Source organism: Pseudoalteromonas sp. NEC-BIFX-2020_015, from assembly GCF_012952265.1.
In the GTDB taxonomy this organism is placed as follows: Bacteria; Pseudomonadota; Gammaproteobacteria; order Enterobacterales; family Alteromonadaceae; genus Pseudoalteromonas; species Pseudoalteromonas neustonica.
Genome location: NZ_JABCJL010000008.1, coordinates 18,718 through 44,456, shown reverse-complemented (window position 1 = coordinate 44,456; position 25,739 = coordinate 18,718). Strand labels below are relative to the sequence as shown.

The 25,739-nt window shown below is 38.6% G+C and carries 26 protein-coding genes; 3 read left to right on the top strand and 23 right to left on the bottom strand.

The window, feature by feature from the left end; translation table 11 throughout:
* Positions 1-10: 10 nt before the first annotated feature.
* The 23 genes from HH219_RS07805 to HH219_RS07695 form a co-directional block, all read right to left on the bottom strand.
* On the bottom strand, positions 11-1,171 hold the full coding sequence (locus tag HH219_RS07805) for a hypothetical protein (protein WP_169327099.1): 1,161 nt from the start codon (positions 1,169-1,171) through the stop codon (positions 11-13).
* A 10-nt stretch (positions 1,172-1,181) separates the two neighbouring features.
* Positions 1,182-2,267: an FkbM family methyltransferase gene (locus HH219_RS07800; protein ID WP_169327098.1), complete on the bottom strand. Its 1,086-nt coding sequence runs from the start codon at positions 2,265-2,267 to the stop codon at positions 1,182-1,184.
* Between the two features lie 51 nt (positions 2,268-2,318).
* Complete coding sequence (locus HH219_RS07795) at positions 2,319-4,421, bottom strand: 6-hydroxymethylpterin diphosphokinase MptE-like protein (RefSeq protein WP_169327097.1); 2,103 nt, start codon at positions 4,419-4,421, stop codon at positions 2,319-2,321.
* 12 nt (positions 4,422-4,433) lie between these two features.
* Positions 4,434-4,733, bottom strand: a complete 300-nt coding sequence (locus HH219_RS07790) for a hypothetical protein (protein WP_054453856.1) — start codon at positions 4,731-4,733, stop codon at positions 4,434-4,436.
* Positions 4,723-5,151 carry a flagellar export chaperone FliS gene (fliS, locus tag HH219_RS07785; protein WP_054203349.1) on the bottom strand — a complete coding sequence of 143 codons (429 nt, stop codon included), beginning with the start codon at positions 5,149-5,151 and terminating at the stop codon, positions 4,723-4,725. The genes HH219_RS07790 and fliS overlap by 11 nt, the downstream gene beginning before the upstream one ends.
* 30 nt (positions 5,152-5,181) lie before the next feature.
* Positions 5,182-6,588: a flagellar filament capping protein FliD gene (fliD, locus tag HH219_RS07780; protein ID WP_054203350.1), complete on the bottom strand. Its 1,407-nt coding sequence runs from the start codon at positions 6,586-6,588 to the stop codon at positions 5,182-5,184.
* 31 nt (positions 6,589-6,619) lie between these two features.
* Positions 6,620-7,054, bottom strand: coding sequence for a flagellar protein FlaG (locus HH219_RS07775; protein ID WP_054203351.1), 435 nt, complete (start codon positions 7,052-7,054; stop codon positions 6,620-6,622).
* A gap of 75 nt (positions 7,055-7,129) precedes the next feature.
* Positions 7,130-8,092 carry a flagellin gene (locus tag HH219_RS07770; protein ID WP_054203352.1) on the bottom strand — a complete coding sequence of 321 codons (963 nt, stop codon included), beginning with the start codon at positions 8,090-8,092 and terminating at the stop codon, positions 7,130-7,132.
* A gap of 165 nt (positions 8,093-8,257) precedes the next feature.
* Positions 8,258-9,226, bottom strand: a complete 969-nt coding sequence (locus tag HH219_RS07765; RefSeq protein WP_054203353.1) for a flagellin — start codon at positions 9,224-9,226, stop codon at positions 8,258-8,260.
* A gap of 428 nt (positions 9,227-9,654) precedes the next feature.
* The gene (locus HH219_RS07760) at positions 9,655-10,617 is read right to left on the bottom strand and encodes a flagellin (RefSeq protein WP_054203354.1); all 963 of its coding nucleotides are present in this window, start codon (positions 10,615-10,617) and stop codon (positions 9,655-9,657) included.
* Positions 10,618-10,962: 345 nt separating this feature from the next.
* A complete protein-coding gene (gene flgL, locus HH219_RS07755; RefSeq protein ID WP_054453854.1) occupies positions 10,963-12,195 on the bottom strand; it encodes a flagellar hook-associated protein FlgL in 1,233 nt (410 codons plus the stop codon).
* A 2-nt stretch (positions 12,196-12,197) separates the two neighbouring features.
* Positions 12,198-14,201 carry a flagellar hook-associated protein FlgK gene (gene flgK, locus HH219_RS07750; RefSeq protein ID WP_054453851.1) on the bottom strand — a complete coding sequence of 668 codons (2,004 nt, stop codon included), beginning with the start codon at positions 14,199-14,201 and terminating at the stop codon, positions 12,198-12,200.
* 1 nt (position 14,202) lies between these two features.
* On the bottom strand, positions 14,203-15,168 hold the full coding sequence (gene flgJ, locus HH219_RS07745; protein WP_054203357.1) for a flagellar assembly peptidoglycan hydrolase FlgJ: 966 nt from the start codon (positions 15,166-15,168) through the stop codon (positions 14,203-14,205).
* Between the two features lie 270 nt (positions 15,169-15,438).
* The gene (locus HH219_RS07740; RefSeq protein ID WP_054203358.1) at positions 15,439-16,533 is read right to left on the bottom strand and encodes a flagellar basal body P-ring protein FlgI; all 1,095 of its coding nucleotides are present in this window, start codon (positions 16,531-16,533) and stop codon (positions 15,439-15,441) included.
* Positions 16,534-16,545: 12 nt separating this feature from the next.
* On the bottom strand, positions 16,546-17,229 hold the full coding sequence (gene flgH / locus HH219_RS07735; protein ID WP_054203359.1) for a flagellar basal body L-ring protein FlgH: 684 nt from the start codon (positions 17,227-17,229) through the stop codon (positions 16,546-16,548).
* Between the two features lie 17 nt (positions 17,230-17,246).
* On the bottom strand, positions 17,247-18,035 hold the full coding sequence (gene flgG / locus HH219_RS07730) for a flagellar basal-body rod protein FlgG (RefSeq protein WP_054203360.1): 789 nt from the start codon (positions 18,033-18,035) through the stop codon (positions 17,247-17,249).
* A 21-nt stretch (positions 18,036-18,056) separates the two neighbouring features.
* Positions 18,057-18,821 carry a flagellar basal body rod protein FlgF gene (locus tag HH219_RS07725; RefSeq protein WP_054203361.1) on the bottom strand — a complete coding sequence of 255 codons (765 nt, stop codon included), beginning with the start codon at positions 18,819-18,821 and terminating at the stop codon, positions 18,057-18,059.
* A 229-nt stretch (positions 18,822-19,050) separates the two neighbouring features.
* Positions 19,051-20,394 carry a flagellar hook protein FlgE gene (gene flgE, locus HH219_RS07720; protein ID WP_054203362.1) on the bottom strand — a complete coding sequence of 448 codons (1,344 nt, stop codon included), beginning with the start codon at positions 20,392-20,394 and terminating at the stop codon, positions 19,051-19,053.
* 59 nt (positions 20,395-20,453) lie between these two features.
* Positions 20,454-21,134 carry a flagellar hook assembly protein FlgD gene (locus tag HH219_RS07715; protein WP_054203363.1) on the bottom strand — a complete coding sequence of 227 codons (681 nt, stop codon included), beginning with the start codon at positions 21,132-21,134 and terminating at the stop codon, positions 20,454-20,456.
* A 13-nt stretch (positions 21,135-21,147) separates the two neighbouring features.
* Positions 21,148-21,579, bottom strand: a complete 432-nt coding sequence (gene flgC / locus HH219_RS07710) for a flagellar basal body rod protein FlgC (protein WP_054203364.1) — start codon at positions 21,577-21,579, stop codon at positions 21,148-21,150.
* Positions 21,580-21,581: 2 nt separating this feature from the next.
* Positions 21,582-21,992 carry a flagellar basal body rod protein FlgB gene (gene flgB / locus HH219_RS07705; protein ID WP_054203365.1) on the bottom strand — a complete coding sequence of 137 codons (411 nt, stop codon included), beginning with the start codon at positions 21,990-21,992 and terminating at the stop codon, positions 21,582-21,584.
* Between the two features lie 150 nt (positions 21,993-22,142).
* Positions 22,143-22,973, bottom strand: coding sequence for a protein-glutamate O-methyltransferase CheR (locus HH219_RS07700; protein ID WP_054203366.1), 831 nt, complete (start codon positions 22,971-22,973; stop codon positions 22,143-22,145).
* Positions 22,974-22,993: 20 nt separating this feature from the next.
* Positions 22,994-23,926, bottom strand: a complete 933-nt coding sequence (locus HH219_RS07695) for a chemotaxis protein (RefSeq protein ID WP_054203367.1) — start codon at positions 23,924-23,926, stop codon at positions 22,994-22,996.
* Between the two features lie 141 nt (positions 23,927-24,067).
* Between HH219_RS07695 and flgA the strand changes: the two genes are divergently transcribed.
* From flgA to flgN, 3 genes are all read left to right on the top strand, one after another.
* Positions 24,068-24,775 carry a flagellar basal body P-ring formation chaperone FlgA gene (gene flgA, locus HH219_RS07690; protein ID WP_169327096.1) on the top strand — a complete coding sequence of 236 codons (708 nt, stop codon included), beginning with the start codon at positions 24,068-24,070 and terminating at the stop codon, positions 24,773-24,775.
* Between the two features lie 78 nt (positions 24,776-24,853).
* Positions 24,854-25,171: a flagellar biosynthesis anti-sigma factor FlgM gene (gene flgM, locus HH219_RS07685; protein WP_054203369.1), complete on the top strand. Its 318-nt coding sequence runs from the start codon at positions 24,854-24,856 to the stop codon at positions 25,169-25,171.
* A complete protein-coding gene (flgN, locus tag HH219_RS07680; protein ID WP_054203370.1) occupies positions 25,164-25,595 on the top strand; it encodes a flagellar export chaperone FlgN in 432 nt (143 codons plus the stop codon). The genes flgM and flgN overlap by 8 nt, the downstream gene beginning before the upstream one ends.
* Positions 25,596-25,739 lie beyond the last annotated feature (144 nt).

Here is a 25,739-nt window from a genome sequence, read left to right as displayed (position 1 = left end):
CTCAAGTAACTCAGAAAATACTATAAACATTTTCTACGGTACTAAAAAGTTTCAATTGTGTGGATATTTCATTATGAAAAGATGAAGTAATTAATACATCAAATAAATCGTTGCTTTCAAATAAAACATTCGGATTATAAACTTTTTTTCCTAAAAAAATAGTACCGTGCTTTTTTAGGTCATTATCAACAATATAATCACACTGAATATTCTCAATATTTAAAACTGATACAAGTGTTCTTAAAGCTTCAGAAGCACCAAAAAATACAATTTTATTTTTGGTCGATTTAAGTTTTAAAATATAAGGGATCTGCTCATTAATAAGCTGTTTTTGAGATTTTTTTATTCCCTTAAAAAAAGTTTGGCTTACAGAAATAAAATTTTCAACATATTTATTAGATTCTAACTCTAGCTCATCTATCAAAAGAGCCAACTTGTTCGACGTACTCTTCGCATATTCAACTTGTTGAATTGTATCTCCATAAGCTACGCCATATCTTAGCCTTTCTTCTGGTTGCCACTCAAACTCACTCAGCCCTTCCTGAGGGATAACAATTGGAATACACCCACATAATGACGCAAAATAGGTATATGCAGAATGTAAATCATAACAATAAAAGAATTTGGTTTTATTAAAGATCAAAGCTAATTCATCATGCGGGAGGCCATCTATTTGAATTGAGTTGCCGTGATCATGAACAATTTTCCTTCCTCGGCCTTTTCTCATCATATAACAGCTACCTTCTCTATCTCCACGCTTATTATTTTTATATATGTGTTTAATAAAGTAAGTTACATATAACTTATGTTTTGCTGCATAGCTAGAGTCTTTAAATACCTCTTGAAAAAAGAAATATAATTCATTCTCTCCATAGTTTATATTTCCTGTAAAAAAACCAGGTTTATTGAGAAACCACCTAACTACATGTGGACAGTTTAAAGGATTTGCACTAACGACTTCCATATAAATTACGATGAAGTCATTTAGGTCTTTAGTAAAAATTGTAGGCGTATTAAAACTTGAGCAAACATTAAAAGGCGAAACTTCGTCGTGCCAGAGAAATGCATTTTCTCCTTGTTCATTTAATATATGACATAGTCGATGCATCGCAATAACACCACCTACATTTTCATCAAAACTAGGAGCGAAAATGATATATTTTTTATTCATTTTGGTTTAATCAATTAACGGCTTTAGCATATAAAACAGCCTCTGCGCCAGTGTCTGTATAATAGTCAAAGTTAAATGTATAGCCACATCCTAAACTTAAGATAAAATTAGGTATCTCCACCAAATCAACATCTTTATGATAAACACAAATAGCCAGCTTAGGTTTATACTTTATTATTGATTCCCTTGCGCCTTCCAACGCTTTGAGTTCCGCTCCTTCTATATCCATTTTTATAAAATTTACTGCACTGCCTTCCTCATTTAGAAAGTCATCTATTGAAATAGTTAATATATTATTCTCTTGAGCCGAGGAATTTTCTGAGACTGTGGACGCATTTCCATTATCCTCAAAACAAAGTTCAATACCTGAACGATCCCATAATGCTTTCTTAACAATAGAGATATTATTCCTAAAAGATCCATTATGAGATAAAACGTCTTCAAATTTATTAATATTGCTTTGTAAAAACTCAAATGAGTAAACTTTTTTTGCACCAAAAGCAGTAAAATAAATTGCCGTATCACCATTTGCAGCTCCGCAGTCTAAAACGATATCACCGTCCTCAACACGTAACCAATCCCGATAAGCATATTGTTCCATTTGAAAATTTATTGTATATCCAAGTGGATCTGAAGGGATATATACTTTCCTACCTTTGATTGTATCCTGAATAAAATTTGGAATTGATTCAGAACTTAACTGGACTGCTTTTTCGTTACATTTATTAAAAAAATCATAGTCAAAAGGAAGTCTATTGCTATAACTCTTAATATAATTAAAAGCTATATAATTGATGTATCTTTCCTTACTGTAAGAATCATTTAGGTAATCATACGCATCACAAAATGCATCTAAATTGCTAACAAAGTAGTTCCCACGATCTATTATTGTAACAATTGGCTTATATTGTGTTATATATGAACCAGTTAAATAACAAAAAATTCTTGTTAAGCGTTGAGTCAAAACTTGGAAAAAATTTATCAGCTTAATTCTGCGGCTTACAAATGGCCGAAATTGATTTGTACATGCATTAACTAAAGGCTGAGCAGATAGCTCATTGATTTTTTTTATAAGTTGAGAATGAAAATCACTCATTGAAACTCCATTTTTAATCTATTCGTCTAGCGAAAGTAAGTGCTTCTACAATTATATTAAAGCTAATTGTTCATCGTTCAGAAAGTCACAATGTGTCTTATAATTCTCTAAAAAATACTCTTTCATATCAATAATGTAATCTTGCCAAAGCGAGAAAAGCTCATCAAATTGTTCTAATGTAAATGCTTCATTTTCATAACTATAAAGCAATGTAATTAGTGGGCAGTGATAATATAATAACGAGCCTTTCATCATATGGTAAATATGACCTAATGGTGAATTTTTAAATGAATACACATACCGTTGCTGTCTTTTAAGTAAATCTGCGGCTTCTTTGATTGTTGTATAAGGTTCGTTACTAATAACTAATAAATGGCTGCACATATCAATAAAGCGCTGTATTTCGTAATCTTCATCATTTAATTTATCCAAACTCAGGTTTTCAAAGTATCGCTTCTTGATTAACTCTACCAAAGGAGGCTTATCTAAGCTGTTTTCTGAGTCAATTAATTCATCCGCAGCTAATGAAATAGCGCCTTTAATTTTAGCCCCGTTACCAATATTAAATACATCAGCCAAGGGGTTTAACTCTACTAGTTTTTCCAACTGACTATGTGAAATTTTATATAAGTCGTTAGTATAAACAAAACCATCACCTAAATTACCCGGTAGAGTTTTCTCCGTAACAGGTGCACACCCAATACCCTCTTCATCGCCTTTATCTTTTTTATAAAAGCTATGATCACTATGATGCTTTCCAGAAGGTAAACTTCCATTATCAACACCAAATAGATAAACATTCTTAAAACCAAAATTTAAGAAAAATGACAGCGCAGTATTAGAGACAAGTGGGTTGCTATATGGAATTAATGGCAATGTTTTAGAGCGATTTTTTAATGATAGAAAATTAATTAAATCAGTCCCCCCCTCATTACCTTTCAGCGCTAACCCAGACCATTCATATAACTCTGTCGTCTTAGGGTGAACCATATTAACGGCTAATAAATTAACTCGTTTATACGCTTCGATTGGTAAGGAGTCAGCGACTATCTTATAATTAGCGTAAGGCCTTTCTACTAATACATGAAAATCAGCTTGAATACCTATTCGCTCTAAAGATACTAGAGCAGACCCTGCAGCTACAACAATCCCTTTATTTTGATTGTTTTTTAAATAGTCAATAGCCTCATCTAACGATGGGCCATTGCCAACTAAAAACACTGGAATATCTAATAACGAAGCCGGTAGTTTGTCTTTATTCGTAAGAAAAAATTGGTTACTTTCAAGGTGAGAAATTGAGTGAGCAAACCCAGTTATTGCATCATTAAAAAAACCATGTCCCATTTGGAAGCGGAAGTAATCCGCAGCCCAGTTGGCTATTAACTCATTAATGTCACGTCCTGGCGTATGTTGATAACAAAAGCTTCTGACCGCTGAAAACGCCCCTATATCTTCAACTACACTTTCTAAATCTTGAATGAACGTGTTTTTATCTGCTCCCAGATTAAAGAAAAGACAATTTCCTTGAACATCAATTTTTTCAATAACATCAAACCAATCAATACAAAATAAACTTGCATAAAACTGCTCTAGATCAGGCTCAATAATAAATAAATAATCGAACTCAGTATGCTTTAATAATTCTGGTATGTGATACCCTAATCCTACGCCAAAAATAATACCTGATGGAAAATCACCAGGTAATTGCTCTATTTTTTTCTCGTCAAACTCTCTCAATTTACGCATAAACTGACCAAGTTTGACCATATACTCAGTGTGAAGGCGTTTATCTGAACTGCTATCCGGATACCCTGTATAGTCCGTTAGACTAAGAACAGGATGGGCAATCTGGCGTTTAACTTGCTCTTGGCTCTGCTCAAGCGGGTTCTGAGAATAAAGGGGGGCTGGGGCATTTTCAGGTATTATATTGCCATGACCACTTAGCGTTACGTGAATACAGAAATCATCTCGTAATGTTAAATTAGATAAAGCACCTATAATTTCAGGGTAATACTGTGTGAAGCACTGCCAATTTCTTTCAAAACGTTGATTTGCTTCAGTTGCAAAAATAGCTTCTCGCTCTTGATGTTTAATTGTATCTTCTAGCTTTTCTGATAATAGGTTAAGCTCTTCATTAATATCATTACTATTCATCGTTGCTATTACCTATTTGATACTTTTATAAACATTTATTTTTTTCTGCGTATTTAAGTGAACACCAATCTTTTTTGCAATAACGCCTTTTCTCTGTATTAACTCCTGTACTGTCGTATTTAACCGTGTTGAGAAGTCAGATAAAAAAAGAGCATCATCTTCAGTTAATACTGTCGGGGAATTGAATACATTTTTTAATAAATCATCTAATTGGTTTAATTCACTTTGAGCTGAATCAATATCATCTTCGAGTATGTATTGATTGATTTTTGATAACTTAGGAAGCAATTGTGATAACAGATTAGCCGACATTCGCGTCTATACCATTCTCATTTAGTGTTTGTTGGCGAACATCATGCGGAATTGCATCCCAAGCAGATTTAATCTCTTTTAACAAATTAGAAACCTCATCAACTATTTCAGGATCATTCTTTATAGTTGCATCGACTAAACGGTCAATCATATATGAATAAAGTGCATATAAATTCTCGGTCACTTCGCCACCTACTTCAAAATCTAAGCACCCTCGCAAGGCCTCGATTATGGCGGTTGCCTTAGATAAGTGTTCTGCTTTTGCTTCCATGTGCTTCTTTTCAATGGCTACTTTTGACATTACCATTTTTTCAATAGCACCCGCCATTAACATTTGGATAATTTCATAGCGATCCGCACCTGCAACTCGAGTCTTAAGTGCTTCTTTTTGATAATTTTTTACTTTTGCATTATACATATTAAAACCTTTTAAAATCAAAAATAGTCATTATGATTTGTTTCTTGTAAACCCAGGCAAGCTAGATAGTTGTGCGCTAAGGTAGGTCTGCGTTGATTGCATTTGTGCCAATAAAACATCTAACCCAGAATACTGTTTTCTTAGTCGCCCTTCTAACTCACCCATTCTAAACTCATGATTAATAACATCATCTTCTAAATCATCAATTTGAGTATTTAAGTTTGTTTCACGTTGCTTCATTATTCCATCCGAATCAACGTAATTTCCTAATAATTCCTCAAATTGTTTTGCTAGACCGTTATCACCAGCAAATGCTTTGCCAATGTCGTCAAAATTTTCATCCATAGCAACACTCAGGCTACGCACGAGTGATGACTTTTCTAAGTAACCATCTTTCTTAACACCTAAACCAATATCAAATATACTCTTAAAAGGACCAGAATCTGTTAAGTTAGTCGAAAGTGTATTCACAAGCTGTGAACTTAATGAACGAATTGTCGCGTCACTATTTAGCGGCTTACCAACTCGAGATTGAAACCCTAACTGACCAACTACATTATTATAGTTTGCAATGAATTCATCGATTAGTTTTGTTGGACTCTCACGGTCATAACTAACCGCGAGCTTTGCTGTTTCACCATCAACACTTTGGCGTTTAGCTGTGATCGTCATATCTTGCACTGCATCTTTAAACGTATTGGTGTCGTTTGTTATTGAAATACCATCGACTTTAATTATTGCACTTTGGGCTTGATTTTCAGCAGCTATACCAATACCACCAGCACCGCCAGCGTTTGCTACGGTTGATACGTTATCAAGTTCGGCATTGTCATTAGTGATCACAAGATCATTGTTATCGCCAGTTACATTTGATGTTAAAACTAGCTTAGCCTCAGTGCCTGTGTTAATTATATTTGCTGTCACACCAAAGTTATCATCAGAGTCATTTATCGCATCACGTAATTCAGCTAGAGTAGCGCCTGCATCCACAGTTAAATCAAAGCTTTTGTCTGGGCCTGCAGCAAAAGAAAGCGTTCCTCCAGAAGCACTAACCACATCATCAGTGGTTGTAAAAAGCGAGTCATTGGAAACAGCACGGCTGCCCTGAGCGAGCGCTACAACTTCGATTTTAAAGTCGCCAGGCGTAATATCTTTTGTTGGGGTAACTGAAACGAGATCGCCGTCATCACTGGTTGGTTGCGTGATGTTAGCAATTCGTTTATTGAAGTTATCTGGATCCGCTAGTTTCTCTATCGTATCTTGTAACTTAGAAAGTGCGCCTTTTATTTCACCAATAGCAGAAAGCTCTACTTTGAGTGATTCTTCTTTTTTTACAAAGGCATTCATTTTTGGAACATTTTCAGCGGCAACTGATGCGCTAATGATACTTTCGAGATCCAGCCCCGATCCAATACCTGCGGATGTAATTAGTGGCATACTTCTCTCCTACTATCTGTTCCAAAAAGTGTTAGGCGGTTTGATTCAATAGCAAACCTTTGTTAGTAAGTTTATCGGCAAATTCATCTAAAGCTTTAGCTACTTCTCTAAATTCTTTAGTCGGTATTTCACGAATAACCTCTTCGCTTTTCTTATCAAATACTTTGATAATCGGCGGATCACCATCTTCATCAAATTCAAACACTAAATTAGTTGAAGTAACGGGTATATATTTATTTAATTTTTCTAAGTTCTCTTTTACTTCTTCGATCAGCGCTTTTCTTTCACCTTCTGAATCTAGCTCTTTGCCGTCTTCAACAAACGCAGGTTCTCTTCCAGCAATTTTTACGCCACCTTGTTCAACATTTACTTTTTTATTAACTTCATTTAATTCACTTTTATTTGTAAAAGATGAATTAGCAGACAGATTTTCGTTTGATTTGATTATTGCACTTAAATCAGCCATGGTAGGTCTCCTTCAAAACACAAACAAAGTATAAGTCATTATCAAGCAAAAGCTCAATAATGACTTAGAAACCCATTAGCCTAGTAACGACAGTGCTACTTGTGGACGCTGGTTTGCTTGACTTAGAATCGATTGGCTTGCCTGTTGAAGTATTTGTGACTTTGTTAGACTCGCTGTCTCAGCTGCGAAATCAGTATCTTTTATACGTGATTTTGCTGCACTTAAGTTCTCAGAGATATTTGATTGGTTACGGATTGTTGATTGGAATCGGTTTTGTACCGCACCAAGCTCCGCACGTTTTTTATCAACCACAGCAATCATCGCATCCATACCAGCCATTACAGCTTGTGCATTTGCTTGAGAAGATACACTGATCCCCGACGCTGAAAAGACTGATGAGAAAGCAGTTTCATCTGCAGATGCACCCACTTGTGTACTAATTGTACCCGCTGTAGCACTTAAACTTGCACCCGTTACAGCACTCGCAACACTGGCAATACCTGACATAGTAAAGCCGCCGTCAGCTGCAATAGAATTAGCCGTGCCACCAACATCTTTCATACTAAAGCTAATATTTTGAATCGCATCAGCACCTACTTGAAAGTTGGCAGAAAATGAGCCATCTAATAAGTTTTGACCACCAAACGTAGTATCGGCAGCTACACGGTTTACTTCTGACGATAATGAACGAATTTCTTCTTGGATAGCCAAGCGATCTTCATCGGTATTAGAACCATTTGATGCTTGCTGTGCCAATGTTCGCATACGCTGAAACATAGATGTTGTTTCATCAAGCGCACCTTCAGCAGTTTGTGCAAGTGAAATACCATCATTTGCGTTACGATTACCTTGATCTAGGCCGCTTATTTGGCTAGTCAAACGGTTAGATATTTGCATACCTGCAGCATCATCTTTCGCACTATTAATACGAAAACCTGATGAAAGGCGTTGAAAGGATGTATCTAGTTGGTTGCCAGACTTCATTAACTGGCGTTGTGCGTTCAAAGAACTCACATTAGTATTTACATATAAAGCCATAATAGCCTCCGCTTTATCATTTTAAATAGAATAACGACGGGATACCCCTACCCTGTTATTATTCCAGACTGAGAGTCCTAGATTTTTAGTTCTCTAAGTCAGTTATCGTCAGATAAAACGGAAACTTTAGCTTTATTTATAATTTTTTAACAATTCTATTTTATTTTAGCCCTGTAACAAGCTTAATGCAGCCTGAGGTCGTTGATTCGCTTGACCTAAAATTGTTTGGCTTGCTTGTTGTAATATTTGGTTTTTAGTTAAATTTGCTGTTTCCATGGCGAAGTCTGCATCTTTAATACGTGACTTAGCAGAGGCTAAGTTTTCAGAAATATTAGCTTGGTTTCGTATTGTAGACTGAAACCGATTTTGAACTGCACCGAGTTCAGCACGCTTTTTATCTACAACGGCAATAAGTGAATCCATTCCAGCCAAAACAGCTTGCGCGTTTACTTGTGACGACACACTAATACCCGCGGCTGTAAATACAGCAGAAAAATCTAAAGTTGTCGATGCCGTTGCACCATCAACAGAACTGACATTTGCTGCAAGTGTTGAAAGCGCCTTTCCACCTACTGCAGATGCTACACCTGCAACACCTGAAATAGTGAAACCACCATTAGCCGCTAATGAATTGGCCGTATCACCAACTGATTGCATACTAAACCCAATTGTTTGCACAGCATCAGCGCCGACTTGAAAGCTTGCAGAGTAAGAACCATCTAGTAAATTTTGGCCGCCGAATGTGGTATCACTGGCGATTCGATTAACTTCATCTGATAGCTGCCTGATCTCTTCTTGGATCGCAAGCCTATCTTCATCAGTATTAGAGCCGTTTGCTGATTGCTGTGCCAATGTTCGAATACGCTGAAATGTTGATGTAATTTCATCAAGTGCACCTTCGGCAGTTTGTGCTAAAGAAATGCCATCATTCGCATTACGATTGCCTTGGTTTAAGCCTAGGATTTGCGACTGTAAACGATCCGATATTTGTAAACCAGCGGCATCATCAGCAGCACTATTAATACGCAACCCAGATGATAAACGTTTAAATGATGTATCTAAGTCGTTTCCAGTTCTTTCTAGCTGTCTTTGTGCATTTAACGCACTGACATTCGTGTTTACAAATAAAGCCATAATAAACTCTCTTCTTATCTGTCAAATTAAAGCCACTTTAATTAAGTGGAATTTTGACAAAGTGACTAGTTACAGCAGCCAAGATATATTGGCCCGGGGCAATAAACTGCCACTTTGCAGGTTAATTTAAAAACTTAATAAGTATTGAGCAATCTTTAGGCCAACTTTATGATTATTTATTGACCCCATAAAAAAAGGGCCTTTAAAAGGCCCTTGAAAGATAAGTTTGAGAGTAGGTTTAAAACAAAAACATTGGCATAGTTTATGCTTTGTATATTATGTTCTTACAAATGTGAGAACACTTCAGGATTTTTAAGCGCCTCCGCTTTATCAATCCGTTTCAGCGCCTTTGTTAATACCCCATTAGACAAAGGCGCTACATTCTTAGTCAACTAATTGACGCCGCTTCAAAATTAATAAATCAGTTATTAACCTAGAAGACTTAATGCTGCCTGTGGGCGCTGATTAGCCTGGCTAAGAATTGTTTGGCTTGCCTGTTGTAGAATCTGCATTTTAGTTAAGTTAGCAGTTTCTTGTGCAAAGTCAGTATCTTTAATACGTGATTTTGCAGCACTTAAGTTTTCAGAAATATTCGATTGGTTACGAATAGTTGACTGGAACCTGTTTTGAACAGCACCTAGCTCCGCACGTTTTTTATCTACTACCGCGATAAGCGAATCCATACCCGCCATTACCGCTTGTGCATTGGCTTGTGAAGATACACTGATACCACCAGCAGTAAACACTGATGAAAATGCTGTTTCATCTGCTGATGCGCCTACTTGCGAACTAATCGTTCCAGCTGTAGCACTTAAGCTAGCACCGGTTACCGCACTGGCAACACCTGCAATGCCTGACATGGTGAAACCACCATTATCCGCTATAGAGTTAGCCGTTCCACCAACTGATGCCATACTAAAGCTGATATTCTGAACAGCGTCAGCGCCTACTTGGAAGTTAGCTGAGAAAGAGCCATCTAATAGGTTTTGACCACCAAACGTTGTATCTGCAGCAACACGATTCACTTCTGATGATAATGAACGAATCTCTTCTTGAATTGCTAAGCGATCTTCATCTGTGTTTGAACCATTCGCTGCTTGTTGTGCAAGTGTACGCATACGTTGAAACATTGAAGTTGTTTCGTCTAGTGCACCCTCAGCAGTTTGAGCTAATGAAATACCATCGTTTGCGTTACGGTTACCTTGGTTAAGGCCATTAATTTGTGACGTTAAACGGTCAGAAATTTGTAGACCCGCTGCATCATCTTTCGCACTGTTGATACGAAAACCTGATGATAAACGTTGAAATGATGTATCTAGTGCATTACCAGAATTGTTTAATTGTCTTTGTGCGTTTAACGCGCTAACATTTGTATTTACATATAAAGCCATGATATCTCTCCCGAAGTAAACTTATCATTTACTCTCAAACTTACTGGATTAAGCAGTGGTTGTTATTTTCAACGCTTTGCTTGGTTAATTAAGTTATCGGTCTACTCAAAAAATCCTTTAGCTTTTTTTTAAGTTTTTTTAATAAAAAACATTAATCCATTGTAATTTAATAACTTTTAAATTAAATACAATGGATTTCAATGGTCAAATAATGCAGAGATCACAACTGCTATTTTTTACTAAGATAATATTTTAGGAAGCTATAAGTGTCTAAATATAAAAGATATAAGTTTAAAGGAAGGAAAAAATAAGAGTAAGGCAACAGATTGCCTTACTCTTTGTACTTTATAGATAATCGAACAGTGATAAATTAGCTAAGCGGCCAAATGTTGCCTGCGAGGCTTGTAATGCAGTTTCTTGTTTGGTGAGTTCAGTTATGGCTTCGGCCATATCGAGTTCAACTAAGTCAGCTCGCGATGCTTTATTATTCACATCACGATCGCTGTTAGAGTCTGTTACCTTTTCCGTTGTATTAAGTCGCCCACCCAAACCGGCTTGCGTCAAAGAGACATTATTTTTTGCATTATCAATTTGAGTCATTGCATCAGCTAATACTTGCTCATAATCATCTTGGTTAATTGTGGTGTCAGTCAAGCCTGCGATTAAATCACTTAATGTATTTAAAATATTCTCTTTTTGAGGGGCTTCTAATGTAAAATCCACTTGCCCACTCGCTACAGGACTAATGTCAATTTCCATTCCTGCAAAGTTGATTGTTCCGTTATCAAAGCTACCTGATTCAATAATGTTCCCCCCCTGCTCTACTTGATATGTATTAGGGGTCCCCGCGGTCGTTATCACATTATATGTATTTGCGCCTGCGACTGCATTTGGATCTGCGTTATAACTCGCTTTGTGAAACGCATCAAACTCAGCCTGTTCTTTTACATAAACTTTGGCGCTTGTGATCCCACCGCTTGCAACACCATCATTGGATGTGAGGTTTAAGCGCGCATTTACTTTTTCAAACACATCAAAACCATTGTCGCTGGATTTTATTTCTACACCTTCAGCTACTTTGATCTTATGTTGGCCTTGATCACCGCCGTACTCATACTTACTCGACGTAGAATTAAAGCTGTAAGTTTGCGTGTTATCTTGGTAACCAGAAAAAATATACTTATTGTCTTCTGTTTTAGCATTCATTAAATCATGTACATTACTTTGAATTGATTTGATTTCTTCTGCAATACCTTGACGATCTATATCACTATATGCACCATTACCAGCCTGAATAGCTAATGTATGTGCTTTTTCAAGTGAAAGTTTGATATTTTCAAGCACACTCTCTTGAATATTTAAACGACTGGTCAACATAGTAATATTTTTACTAAATTGTTCATTTGTTTGAATTTTATCTGTATACAGTAATGCACGCGCAGTCGCTGAGGGGTCATCTGAGGCAGTTAAAACACGTTTTTGAGTATTAACTTGCTCTTGTGCTTTATTGACATTTTGTTGATTTTTCAAAATAGAATTCACACTACTTTGATACATTAAATTGTTTGATAAACGCATAATTACCTCGTAGCACCAAGTAAAGTGTCAAAAATAGTACGGGATGTCGCAAGCACCTGAGCTGACGCTGCATAAGATTGCTGAAAGCGCAGTAAATTGGCCGCCTCTTCATCAAGATTAACCCCTGATAATGATTCATACCAAGCCTCTGATTGTTTTGCTAACGCTTCAAAGGCTGCACCATTTGTTTTTGCTTGGTTAGTTACAACGCCTACATCGGTTACTAAAGCCCCATAAGCTTGATTAAAGGTCTTATGATTATCTGCTGTCGCTGTGGTGACAACATTTTGACGTACTAACTCACCATTTTGTAACTCAGCAAGTTTTAACCCATTACGGTTATCATCAAAGCCACCTGTATTAAACTCTAATGTAAAGGTATCACCTGTTGCTGGCGTGCCTTCAATATTAAAATCAAAACCATAACCATCAAACGGAGCGCCTGCTTGAGCTAAAATATTCTCAGCCGGTGGCGTTATTGTAAATGTACTCGTACCGCTGCCGTCTGTAATTGTATACTCGTTTAAATTCGCTGTTTTAACTAAACTAACATCACCATTAGTCAGCCCTGGCGGTGTTGCTGTAAAACCACCGGAGTCAATACTCGTCACATCACCTACAGATATACTCGCTTCACTGGTGTTATTAATATCATTTGCGGTACGAATTGGAGCAGCTAATGCTAAATCTTCTGGCCTATTCGTTGCCATTTCTAAGCTAGATGCAGCCTGAGCATTCAGTTTTATCTGAAATTGATCATCAACGTTTCCCGTACCAGAGACATTAATCTGCAAACCAAACGATTCACCACTGGTAATCGTTGATGAATCAACAATACCGCCAACAATATTAGCCGTAGAGGCACTGCCGAGTGGCTCACCTTTATTATCAACAGGCTGAATTTCAACTGTCGTTGCACTGGTATAAGTAATAACAAAGTCACTTGCAGGTATTTCGCTGCCTTTGCCAGGCTCTAATGTGGCAGTCATTGCCGCTGTACCTGTATTAGCTTGATATGCAAACCCACCGGTTGTAGGTATAGTAAAAATATCGCCACCTAGCTCACCATTACCATCCATTCCAAGCCTATTTTGCTGATTAAATGCATCTGCAATCGCAAGTCCCATTTGCCCTAACTGGTTTTGTGCTGGTACTAATACATCATCACGAAATGCCAGCAGTCCACCAATTTTACCTTTTAGTTTACCTACATCAACTTCAAGCGGCACAGCTTTGCCGTCGTTTATATCTAGGTGAAGTTCTTTAAAGTTAGGATCAGGGTCACCGCGCATTGAAAATAAATTAAATGAACCACTTTGCATTACAAGTGCTTCTCCTGTGCCCATAAACACCAGTTTTTCACCATTAGGGCCGTCTAACGTTTCAATATCAACCAACTCTGATAACTCGCGTATTGCTTGATCACGTTCGTTAAACATGGAACTTGCATCAGCAGCATTTCGCGTCCCATTAACAGCTGCGACTTGTTTGTTAAGCTTGCTGATATTCTGTACTAACGTATTCGCTTCCCCAGAAAATATTTCAAGCTGCTCGTTCACAATATTTTTTTGATCAAATACGATCCCAGATAAACGCTCCATTTGACTAATTAAATTTTGCGCATCAGTCATTACTAGCGAGCGGGCAACCGTTGAAGAGGGCTGATTTAAACTCTCCTGCACATTATTAAAAAGGGAGTTTATACTGGTAGATAAGCTATTAGACTCTTGAGAGAATAATGTATCTACTCGGCCAGCTTCGCTAACAAATTGATCAAAGAATGCTTTATTTGAAGTATCGCGATTTAGTTGTTTTTGTGCGAACTCATTAAGTAATCTGTACGTATCACCACGACCAACTTGATTATCGATCATAGTCATGTGCTCTGTACGCTCGCGCACATAGCCCACTGTATTTACATTGGCAATATTCTTGCTGGTCGTTTGCAGTAATTCTGTATTAGCACGTACACCAGAATTAGCAATGTCTAACAAATTAAACGACATTTTAATTTACTCCTTGGCGAACCAATGTTGCCGCCAATGTTTTAAGCTCAGTGCGATTAAGTACCTGCTTAATTTTATCGGCATAATTGGGGTCGGTTGCATACCCCGCTTTTTGTAATGAATCTAAAAAAGCGGCAGGTTTTGCGGTATTTTGTAAGGCTTCTTGATAACGTGGGTTTTGCGTCAAAAATTCAACAAAGTCATTTACACTGTCTTTGATTGAGTCATAGGCTCTAAAGCTAGCCTGTTTTTTAACAGGCATACCTTCTTCAAATTCAAGTGTAACTTTACTGGCTTTATCACCTTGCCAGCTTCTATCTGACTTAATATTGAATAAATTAAATGAGCTATTACCATCACTTTTATTAATAATGTGTTTACCCCAGCCAGTCTCAAGTGCAGCTTGTGCAACCATTACAGCAGGGTTTAACCCTATTTTTTCTGCGGCTGTTTTAGCGTGCTCCCACACACTTGAGATAAACTCTTCAGCATTTTCAAACTGTGGTTTTTGCTGCTTTTGCGCTTTACTGGCAGAGGCTGAGTCAACGCTAGCATCAGTACTTTTACCGTTTGCACGGTTATCACTTGAAAACTCATTAACTGAGCGCAGTACAGACCCTGGCATAAAGTTTTTAGTATCTGGGGAGAGTTGTTGAACAATAATATCAGCCAAACCTAGCGAGCCTTTTGAAGAAAGCTCAACGGATAGTTGCTGGTCATGCATTTCTTCAAAGAACTTTACACCGCTTGAATTAAATGGACTTTCTTTATCCTCAAAGGCTTCATTTGCTTTGCGCATACTTTTAAGCAACATTTGCGTAAAGATAGATTCAAATTGTGCCGCTGCTTTTTTCAGCGCTTCTTTAGACGCTTCAGGCGAAGCCCCGCCCTTTAAGGCCTCTTGACGAAGTGAGTCAAGATTCCCTAAATCAAAGAAGTTTTGTTTATCGAGATGATTAGTATCCATCAGCAATTTGACACAATAGTTAATAATACTACTAACAATGCAATAATTGAGCCAAATATCATATTGGCGTGTTGGCGTGTTGGCGTATTGGCGTGTTGGCGTGTTGGCGTGTTGGCGTGTTGGCGTGTTGGCGTGAAAGTAAAACAAGTATGCTAGGTGGTTACAAAGTAAAGTTAGCCTCGGCTAGATTTTTTATCCAGTAAACAAATGTCTACAATATCGCGAAGGCGGTAATGTAGACATTCGTGAATGTCACTAATAGATCACATGTTAAATCACAACAAGCTGTCCATTTATTGCCCCAGCTTCTTTTAGTGCTTCTAAAATGGCCATTAAATCACCAGGTGCTGCGCCCACTTCATTAATAGCACGCACTAAGTCATCAAGGCTTACACCTGGATTAAAAACAAAAGCACGCGAATCATCTTCGTTCACATCTATTATACTTTGATTAGTAACGACCGTTTCCCCTTCAGCCAGTGGGTTTGGCTGCGCCACATTTTGCTGCTCTGCAATTGTTACCGTTAAACCACCATGAGTAATTGCCGCAGGTTGTAATTTTACATTTTTGCCAATCACAATCGTACCAGTGCGCGAATTAACAATGATTTTTGCGGCGGTATCAGCAGGCTTAAACTCTAAATTTTCAAGTGTTGATAAGTAAGAAACACGTTGCGATGCATCTCTTGGAGCAATTACACGTATTGATGCGGCATCTATCGCTGTTGCGCTATTTGGCCCGACCAGATCATTTATCACCTGCTCTAAACGTTTTGCCGTTGTAAAGTCAGGGCGATTTAAATTAAATGTAATGTAGTCGCCTTGCATAAAAGGGCTTTTAATCGCACGCTCCACCGTCGCACCATTTGGAATACGCCCCACTGTGGGTGTATTTATAACAACACGGCTACCATCGGCCCCTTCAGCGCCAAGTCCACCAACAATTAAACTCCCTTGCGCTATTGCATACGTATTACCATCAACCCCTTTTAGAAAGGTTTGAATTAAGGTACCACCACGTAAACTACCCGCGCTGCCAATTGAAGAAACGGTAATATCAATTCTTTGTCCTGGTTTTCTAAATGCGGGCAATTCTGCATGGACTGCAACAGCAGCCACATTTTTAATTTTTGGTTTTAAAGTAGCTGGTAATGTAATACCAAAACTATTTAACATACCTTTAAAGCTTTGTTCAGTGAATCGGCTTTGCTCACCAGTGCCAGGTAAACCTACAACCAAACCATACCCTACGAGTTGATTTGAACGAACACCTTCAACCATTGATACATCTTTAATACGCTCTGCAAAAACATTGGCGTGCCAACCTAATAAGCAAAGAGTAATTAATACTTTAAAGCCATTCATAATAACGATCCTTTAAAAAGGGAACAGTGCACTACTGAAGAACTGCGTTAACCAACCCGCACTTTGAGACTCTTGTAATTGCCCTTTGCCTGAATATTGAATTCTCGCATTAGCAATGCGATTAGAGGTAACTGTATTATCTGCAGTAACATCTTGTGGACGCACAAGCCCTTCGAGTCGAATAAACTCTTCACCTGTATTCAACGTCAGCCACTTTTCACCACGAATCACTAAATTTCCATTTGGTAACACACGCATTACGTTTACTGAAATATCACCAAATAAACTATTTGATTGGTTTGATTTTAAATCGCCATTAAAAGACGAGCCACTGCCAATGCCAAATTGAATGCTATCGCCACCAATATTAACCGGCAACCCCCCTAACCCAACAACAGGATCAAGACTTGCGTCACTTGTTTTATCAGTTTGAGTTTTTGCAGCTTTTGATGACTGTGTTGACTCTTGCAGTTTCACCGTAATAATATCGCCTGTGCGCAGTGCTTTTTTATCTGAATAAAGATCATTCGATAAATAACTATCAAATAGTGAACCTGTCGCTACAACTTGCTCTGTTGCAGGCTCTGGATACATAGGCGCATAGTAAGGGTCATCCTGAACCACATCAGTATTTTGGCTTGTCATACAGCCACTTAAAAATAATACACCCGTTAAGGTTATGGTAAAATTACGCATCACTTTGCCCCTAATCATTAAAGTTGCTGATTGATATAACTCATCATTTCATCCACAGCTGAAATAACTTTTGAGTTCATTTCATAAATACGCTGCGTCTCAATCAAGTTAACCAATTCTTCGGTCACATTAACATTAGACGTTTCTAATGCGCCTTGTACCACAGAACCTAAGCCTTCAAGACCTGGATTACCTTGCACTGGAGCACCACTGACGGCAGTCTCTGTATATAAGTTTTGACCAACAGGCTCTAAACCCGATGGATTAATAAAATCACTAATTGTTAGCTGCCCAATCACGACATTCTCAGCCTGCCCTGCAACACGTACAGATACTTCGCCGTCTTGCGAAATTGTGATGGACTGTGCATCATCAGGTACATTCATTTCAGGTTGAACCGGAAAACCTGCACCAGCGGTTACAATTCGACCATCTTCATCTGTCGTAAATTGGCCGTTTCGCGAATAGGCAATATTGCCATCTGGTTGTAGTATTTCGAAAAAACCAGGACCCGAAATCATCCAATCTAAGGAGTTTTCAGTGGTCAACATATTACCTTGAGAAAAGTTCTTTTGGTTGGCAACAACCTTAGCACCCGCACCAAGCATTAAACCTGATGGCATTTCTGTATCTTGCGATGAACGACCACCCGGCTGGTTAATATTTTGATAAAGTAAGTCTTCAAACACCGCTCGGCTCTTTTTATAACCGACAGTACTGGCATTGGCTAAGTTATTTGAGATCACCGAAATATCGGTTTGTTGGGCATCTAAGCCTGTTTTACTGATCCACAATGCAGGATTCATTTTTGTGTCCTCTCAATAAGGTTAAACAATGCGCATCAACTGAGTTTGACGTTCGTCAATTTCTTCAGCTGTTTTCATTAACTTAACTTGTAATTCAAATTGGCGTTGATGGCTTATCATATCCACCATCTCATGTACGGGATTCACGTTTGACATCTCTAACATACCGCTCATCACTTTAACGTTTGGTGAGATATCACAAAACCCACATAAATCATCAATGAGTAACTCAGGCTTTGGTCTAAACAGGCCATCATTGCCTTTTTCAAGTTCAGAGTTATTTGCCTTAATGACCTTAAGGCGATCAACCACTTCTAAGAAGTTTGCTGGCGCACCTTGCGGGCGAACCTGAATCGCTCCGTCTTCACTAAACTCTAATTTTTCAATTGGTAACGGCAAAATGATCGGGCCACCCTCACCTATTACCTGACGACCATGACTCGTTATTAAAGCACCATCAGGGGTGATATTTAGTGTACCAACTTTGGTATAAGCTTCTTTGCCTGATGCATCTTGAACACTTAGCCAACCTTTATCGCTCAAAGCAATATCTAAATCACGGCCCGTTTCAACGATACCGCCTGAGGTCATGTTTGAACCTGGTCGCTCTTGCATTGAGAAAACGCGGGTAGGTAAACCTTCTCCAAAAGCTTGCATCGAACGAGCTTGTGCAAAGTCCGCTTTAAATCCAGTCGTATTGGCATTTGCTAAATTGTTTGCTTTGAGCGCGAGGCCCCGCATACTTTGCTTAGCCCCAGACGCTGCAATGTAGACCATCTTGTCCATAACATCGACTCACGTTAAAATTCTATAACGTAATAAATGCAAGATAAGTGCCACAATAAATTGACGCTAATTTAAGCTAAGGCCCACGGGCAAAGAATAAGAATAAATTAGGCAAAGCAGTAATCAAATCGGGGGATTAAAAAAGGCCGCCAATTGCAGGCAGCCTAGGTGTCGGATCGTAAATAAGAACCTTACAGTATTAACTCTTAACTTAAGTTCAAGTTAATGATTAACGGATCTGCAAGATTGCTTGTTGTAATGTAGAGTTAACTTCAAGTGCACGTGAATTTGCTTGGAAGTTACGTTGTGCACTGATCAAATCAACCAATTCATTGGTTAAGTTTACATTTGACTGCTCTAGAGCCGATGAGTTAATTGAACCCAATGTACCTGACCCTGGCTCACCAGCAATTGGCTCACCCGATGTTAAGCTCTTTTTCCATGAAGTATCACCTGCTTGCTGTAGGCCCTGTGAGTTTGAAAAGCGAACCATAGCCACTTGGCCTAAGAATGAGGTATCACCATTGCTGTATGACGCAACGACCTTACCATCTGTACCAATATCAATCCCCGCTAAACGCCCCACTGTCGCACCATCTTGTTCAAGTGCTTTAACTTCAAAACGACTTGCGTATTGAGTCGGTACTTTATTACTCGTACCTGCAGAGTCACGCCAATTTACCGTAATTTCGTTCGGAAATTGTGCGCCATTACTCAATAAAGTGCTTAAACCTGCCGCAGCACCTGATGGCAATACTACATCAGGAAAAGTTGTTTCTGGCGCTGCTACATCAGGTAAACCTGCGGCAGTAAATTGCAATGAATCAATCGGGGTATGTGCTCCAGTTGCTGTTGCAGCACCCGTTATATCAAACGGTTGTTTATCCATCGTGGCATAAACACTCCAGCTATTTGCATTGGTCGCAGGATCTTGCTTTACAAAAAATAACTGCGCAACGTGAGGCTGACCTAACGAATCATAAATTGTTGTAGACGTTGACGAGTTATAACTCGTGCTATCGGTAGGATCAAATGTAGAAGTAGTAGGCACATCTGAACGCGAATCTAAATTCATTGAGCTATAAATATTGCTCGTATGACGCGGTGCTCCTGATGCATCAGGGATCTGAATCGGTGAAGTCGTACTTAAACTTACAGATGTTGTATTGCCTGTAGAAGGGTCAACAGGGAAGCCTTGCAAGTAATTACCACGTGCATCAACAACAAAGTTATCTTTATTGAGCTTAAAAGCACCTGCACGAGAATATGAAAAATCTTGCGATGCTATATCTTCACTCATTGCAAAGTAACCTTCACCCGTGATTGCTAAATCTAATGAGTTTTGAGTAAACTTAAGTGAACCTTGGTGGAATTGTTGCGCCACCATGGTGGTTTGTACACCATCACCATTTTTTGTTTTGCCCGAGCTAAAAACTGACGATGCATACACATCAGCAAATTCAGCGCGCGACTCTTTAAAACCGGTCGTATTTACGTTAGCAATGTTATTTGCAGTTACATCCAAATCTTTTTGTGCGGCTGCAATGCCAGTTAATGCAATATTGAAGCTCATAATTCACCTCTAATCTGTCAATGTTTAGCCGAAAGAAGGCTAACTAATTATTAAAATTTCTACGCGATTTCTGCAACGTCAGTTAGCCTAACCGCACCTTCTTTTGTGTTAACGATAATGCCATTAGCACCATTAATATTCACACTTTCGATATTCTTAAAAGTTGCAACAGGTAAACTTGTAAACTCACCATTAAGCTGCCCTTCTGCTTTAATTTTGTACTCACCTGGAGGTAAACGTTCCCCATCGGCATTTTTACCATCCCATGCAAAACGCACAGCACCCGCTGGTTGAGCCCCCATATCAATGGTACGTACCAACTGCCCTGAAGAATCTTCGATTCGTAGCATCAAGCTTTCAACTGGGCCTTCAGCAACAGCAGTCCCGCGAGCATCACCTGTGTCATTCAAATCTAACTTATCAGACTCTAATAACGCCTGCTTACCCACTAGAGTTGAGGCTTGTAATGCTGAATTCGATGTCATTGACGCTGCCAGTGACTGAAAGTTGCTATTTAAATTCGAGATCCCTTCAGCCATAGTAAAACTGGTCATCTGTGCGATCATCTGATCATTGTCGGCCGGCTTACTAGGATCTTGAAATGACAACTGTTGAGTTAGCAGCGAGAAAAAATCTTCTTGCGTTAACTCATCGCTTTTTTGCTCGCTCGCTACCTGTTTATCTTGCCACTTGAGCGAATCTAAATAGGTTGACGATGCTGTGCTGATATCGTTACTCATAACCTTTCCTCAATTACCGCTGCCCAAGCAACAGTGTTTTGCTTAACATTTGCTTTGCTGCATCAGCAACTTGCACATTTGTTTGATAAGAGCGTGAGGCAGAAATCATATTAGCCATTTCTTCAACGACGTTAACATTAGGTTTGTAGATATAACCATTTTCATCCGCACTTGGATGGTTCGGGTTATATTCTATTTGCAGTGGCTTATTACTCTCCACGATCCCTAACACTTTTACGCCAACAGACGACCCCTGTTTGTTGCCGTGCGATTCCGATGCTTTACTCAACTCCGCAGCAAACACAGCGTGGCGTGCTCGATAAGTCTTGTCTTGGCTTGAGCTAATAGTATTGGCATTAGAAATATTACTGGCTGTGGTATTTAAGCGTACATTCTGTGCACTCATACCTGTACCTGAAATATCGAAAACGTTATATAAACTCATGCTTAGGCTCCTTGACTACCGAGGGCTTTTTTAAGGCCTTTAATTTTACCGCTCATAAACTGCAGGCTTGCCTGATACTCTAATGAGTTCTTTGTATACAAGTTTCGTTCCACTTGTATATCCACTGAGTTACCATCACCTGTATCTGTTTGATTTGGCGAGCGAAACATTTCACTATTACCTACATAACGACTGCCGCCGGCAATGTGTTTAGCGTTGGTTGTTACCATGCTGTTGCCGCTTTGCTGGTGGCTTTTTGCCGTTTTAAGTGCAGACGCAAAATCGATATCTTTCGCTTTATAGCCTGGCGTATCAGCATTAGCGATATTGGTTGCTAATAACTCTGCTCGCTGCGAACGGATCAACATTGCGTGAGGATGCACCCCAAATGCTTTATCAAAACTGATAGCCATAACCATCTCCAAAAAATTGACTTAAGATGATTAATGCAAAAGGCGAGCCAGTTTAATGAACACAATAAAGGAAGGATTAACTTATTAATTATAAAGAAAAACGGTGCTTATACGGCACCGTTTTTTTAGGAGTAGCTAGAAGTGAATTAGTTATTTTTTTTGATAAATAATTCCAGGGTTGCACCTAACCATATCAAACTCATCACTGAGTCCCGACATTGACTCTGACGCTCCTAAAAACAAAAAGCCCTTAGGATTAAGCGCTTGAGCAAATTGGGCGATAATTTTTGCTTTCACTTCAGGTGAAAAATAAATCAATACGTTACGGCAAAAAATAATATCAAACTTCCCCATCAGCGCATACGAGTCCAATAAATTTAGGTGTCTAAAACTAACCAGTTTTTTAATAGGATCGACAACCTGCGCCATGCCATTGCCGCTGTCTTTAAAAAACTTTTTACGGCGCTCTACTGACAAACCACGAGCTAAAGCGAGTGAATCATATTCTGCATGTTTACACATATCTAGCATCGTATTAGAAATATCAGTACCAATTATCTGAGCACCCATTTTTAATACACCAGGCTGCTTAGCCTGAAATTCAGCAACCGACATTGCAATTGAGTACGGCTCCTGCCCAGAAGAGCTCGCCGCAGACCATATTTTTAATGGCCTACGTAACTCTTTATGCTCAGGAAACAATTTAGATTGCAATAACTCAAAAGGATATTGATCCCTGAACCAAAGTGTTTCATTTGTTGTCATTGCATCAACAACTGCAGCGCGTAACTGACGCTCATGTGGGCTGAGTGTTTTACTAACCAATTGCGAAAGCGATTCAACTTTAAAGCGCACCATTAAAGGCGCAAGTCTACTTTTAACTAAATAAAGCTTATTATCGCCTAACACAATGCCGCATTGTTGCTCTAAAAAAGAACGAAATTGATTATACTCGCCTTGCTCTAAATGCTTATTTTCCAAAGTAACACCACCTATCAGAATTAGTCACAATGAACCCATTTTTTTACTGCTGTTGCCAATTCATCTGGGTTAAATTTTGCAATAAAGTCATCAGCACCGACTTTTTCAATCATTGCTTGATTAAACACACCACTAAGCGATGTATGTAAAATAACATGTAACGGCGCAAGTTTTGGATCAGCTTTAATTTCAGCGGTAAGAGTATAGCCGTCCATTTCAGGCATTTCTACATCTGAAATCAACAAACCAACACGTTCAGTAATATCATGTTTGCAATCAAGTTCTGCAATTTCACGAAGACGAATTAATGCCTCTTTACCATTTTTAGCGAGTTCAGTTTGAACACCTAAGGGTTCCAGAGCACGTTTTACTTGGTTACGCGCAACGGCTGAGTCATCAGCAATAAAGACGATACGCTCACCTAAGTCTTTTTGAATTTCACCATCACTAGCGATTTCGGCGCTAACTTCTGTATTTACAGGGCAGATTTCATTCAAGATTTTTTCTACATCAAGAATTTCAACCAACTCATTTTCAATTTCGGTCACTGCCGTTAAATATGAATATCGACCAGCCCCAGATGGCGGCGGCATTATTTTTTCCCAATTCATATTAACAATACGTTCAACACCACCCACTAAAAACCCTTGAACGGAGCGGTTATATTCAGCAATGATGATAAAACTATCTTTTATATTTTCGATTGCAGGGCCACCAACGGCCATAGATAAATCAATAACAGAAATTGTCTGCCCACGTATATGTGCAACACCTCGAATATACGCATTTGATTTTGGCATATTGGTTAAAGGAGGGCATTGTAGTACTTCTCTCACTTTAAACACGTTTATACCAAAGCGCTGCCGCCCTCTTAGCTTGAATAATAATAATTCAAGGCGGTTTTGCCCAACCAACTGAGTACGTTGGTTCACTGAGTCTAAAATGCCTGCCATTTCAATCTCCTAAAGAAAGCGAATAATAACGGAACAATAATTGCTTTCCTTCTTTAAAGCTACATAACATCGCGGGAGCGTCTATTCTTTGACGCTAAATATATATACCCTGTTTTCAACAATAAGCATAGTCGAAACATTATGAGTTTGTTAAAAAAAAGCCGAAGATACAGTGTTTTTTATTTTCTTGCTAGCCAATTTCTAGTATCACCTCTATACGCTCAATCTTACAGCAAGGAAGAATTACAAGAACTTGCGGTTTCGTATGTGGCTGATCAGTTAGGCCCTTCGCACCCAGAAACTCGCCAACTTAACGCACTCACCTTGGATAGCAGAATCCCTGATCGCAGTTGTCAAAGTCAACCTGTACTAACCATTCCAACAGAACCGCCCTTTAATCGTCAGGTCACAGTTCAAGTTAAATGTGATGATACGAATAGCTGGAGCCAATATGTTCACGTACGTGTCGTTGAGCTTTCTGCAGTAGTGGTAGCCAGTGAAAACCTCGCCAGGGGCGAAGTTATTCAAGATCATCATTTAAGTTTAATTATGAAGCCTAAACATTTTGTTAGAGTTCAGCATCTCCAAGACACACAGTTACTGATTGGCAGTCGTAGTAAACGAAATATACGCAGTGGTTTTCCTATTTCTATGAACCAAATATGTATGGTTTGCAAAGGCGACAACGTCACTATTTTTGCTGTGATCCGAGGGTTAAAAATTAAAGCTTCAGGTTTAGCCCTTGAAGATGGTACTTTAGGAGAGCAGATAAAGGTTAAGAATAAAAAATCAGGGAAAATTTTAAATGCCCGTGTTGACGGTGTAGAGTCTGTGCAGGTAAATATTTAAATTTCCATATTTATGCTAAAGTAACTAACATATATGCCGATAACTAGGCATCAGTTGGGTAATGTATAGGTTAAAATCATGGTAAGCCAAGTAAATAAAGGTCAACAACAGGCTAATGTGTTGGCCAATGCTAAACAGCAAAAAGTTGATTTACAAAATAATAGTTCACAAACAGCAGTGCAAACGGCGGCTCCTAAAGCTGCAACTGACTCTGTTAGCTTAACACCTCAAGCTCAGCAGCTTAAATCACTGCAAGAAAAAACACAGCAGTCATCTGGCTTTGATAGTAAAAAAGTTGAAGAGCTGAAAAAAGCAATCAGCGAAGGTAAATATCAAGTTGATACTGAAAAGTTAGCAAAAAGCATAGCTTCATTTGAGTTTGATGTGTATGGCTGATCATAATTCTTTAATATGCTCTAAGCTCACAATGCAGTTAAATTGCTTAACCTCATTGGCCAGTATTTTAGATGATGAATTAACAGCCATTGCATCTCGCCGTGGTGAAGGATTAAAAGATCTTGCCCAACAGAAGCTTAGTTTTTTAAGTAAAATTCAAACGCTCGATAAAGAACTAAAAACCTTAATGACGACTAATGATGAGCAATCAGCTGAACTCCCTGAACTTATTCATAATGTCCGAAAGCAACTAGAGTTTTGTAAGAAAAAAAACGACGTTAATGCTCATGCTGCTCATCAAGCAAATTTAACAGTTAGACAATTGAAAGATATATTAATTGGCGCGCCAACATCTATGACTTATGACCAAGGCGGCAGTGCTGTTCATGGTAATAATGAATTAGTTAGAAATCTAAAAGCATAAGCTTCTTCGTAACCAACACTTAAGATTATATTAAGCATTCCCTACTGCATCCAAATTTTAATGAAAGCGGCCCGTCATTTCTTTTAAAAAAGTCATACTTAGCACATATCAATAAAAATATAGCGCCTCGGGCATTGCATAACA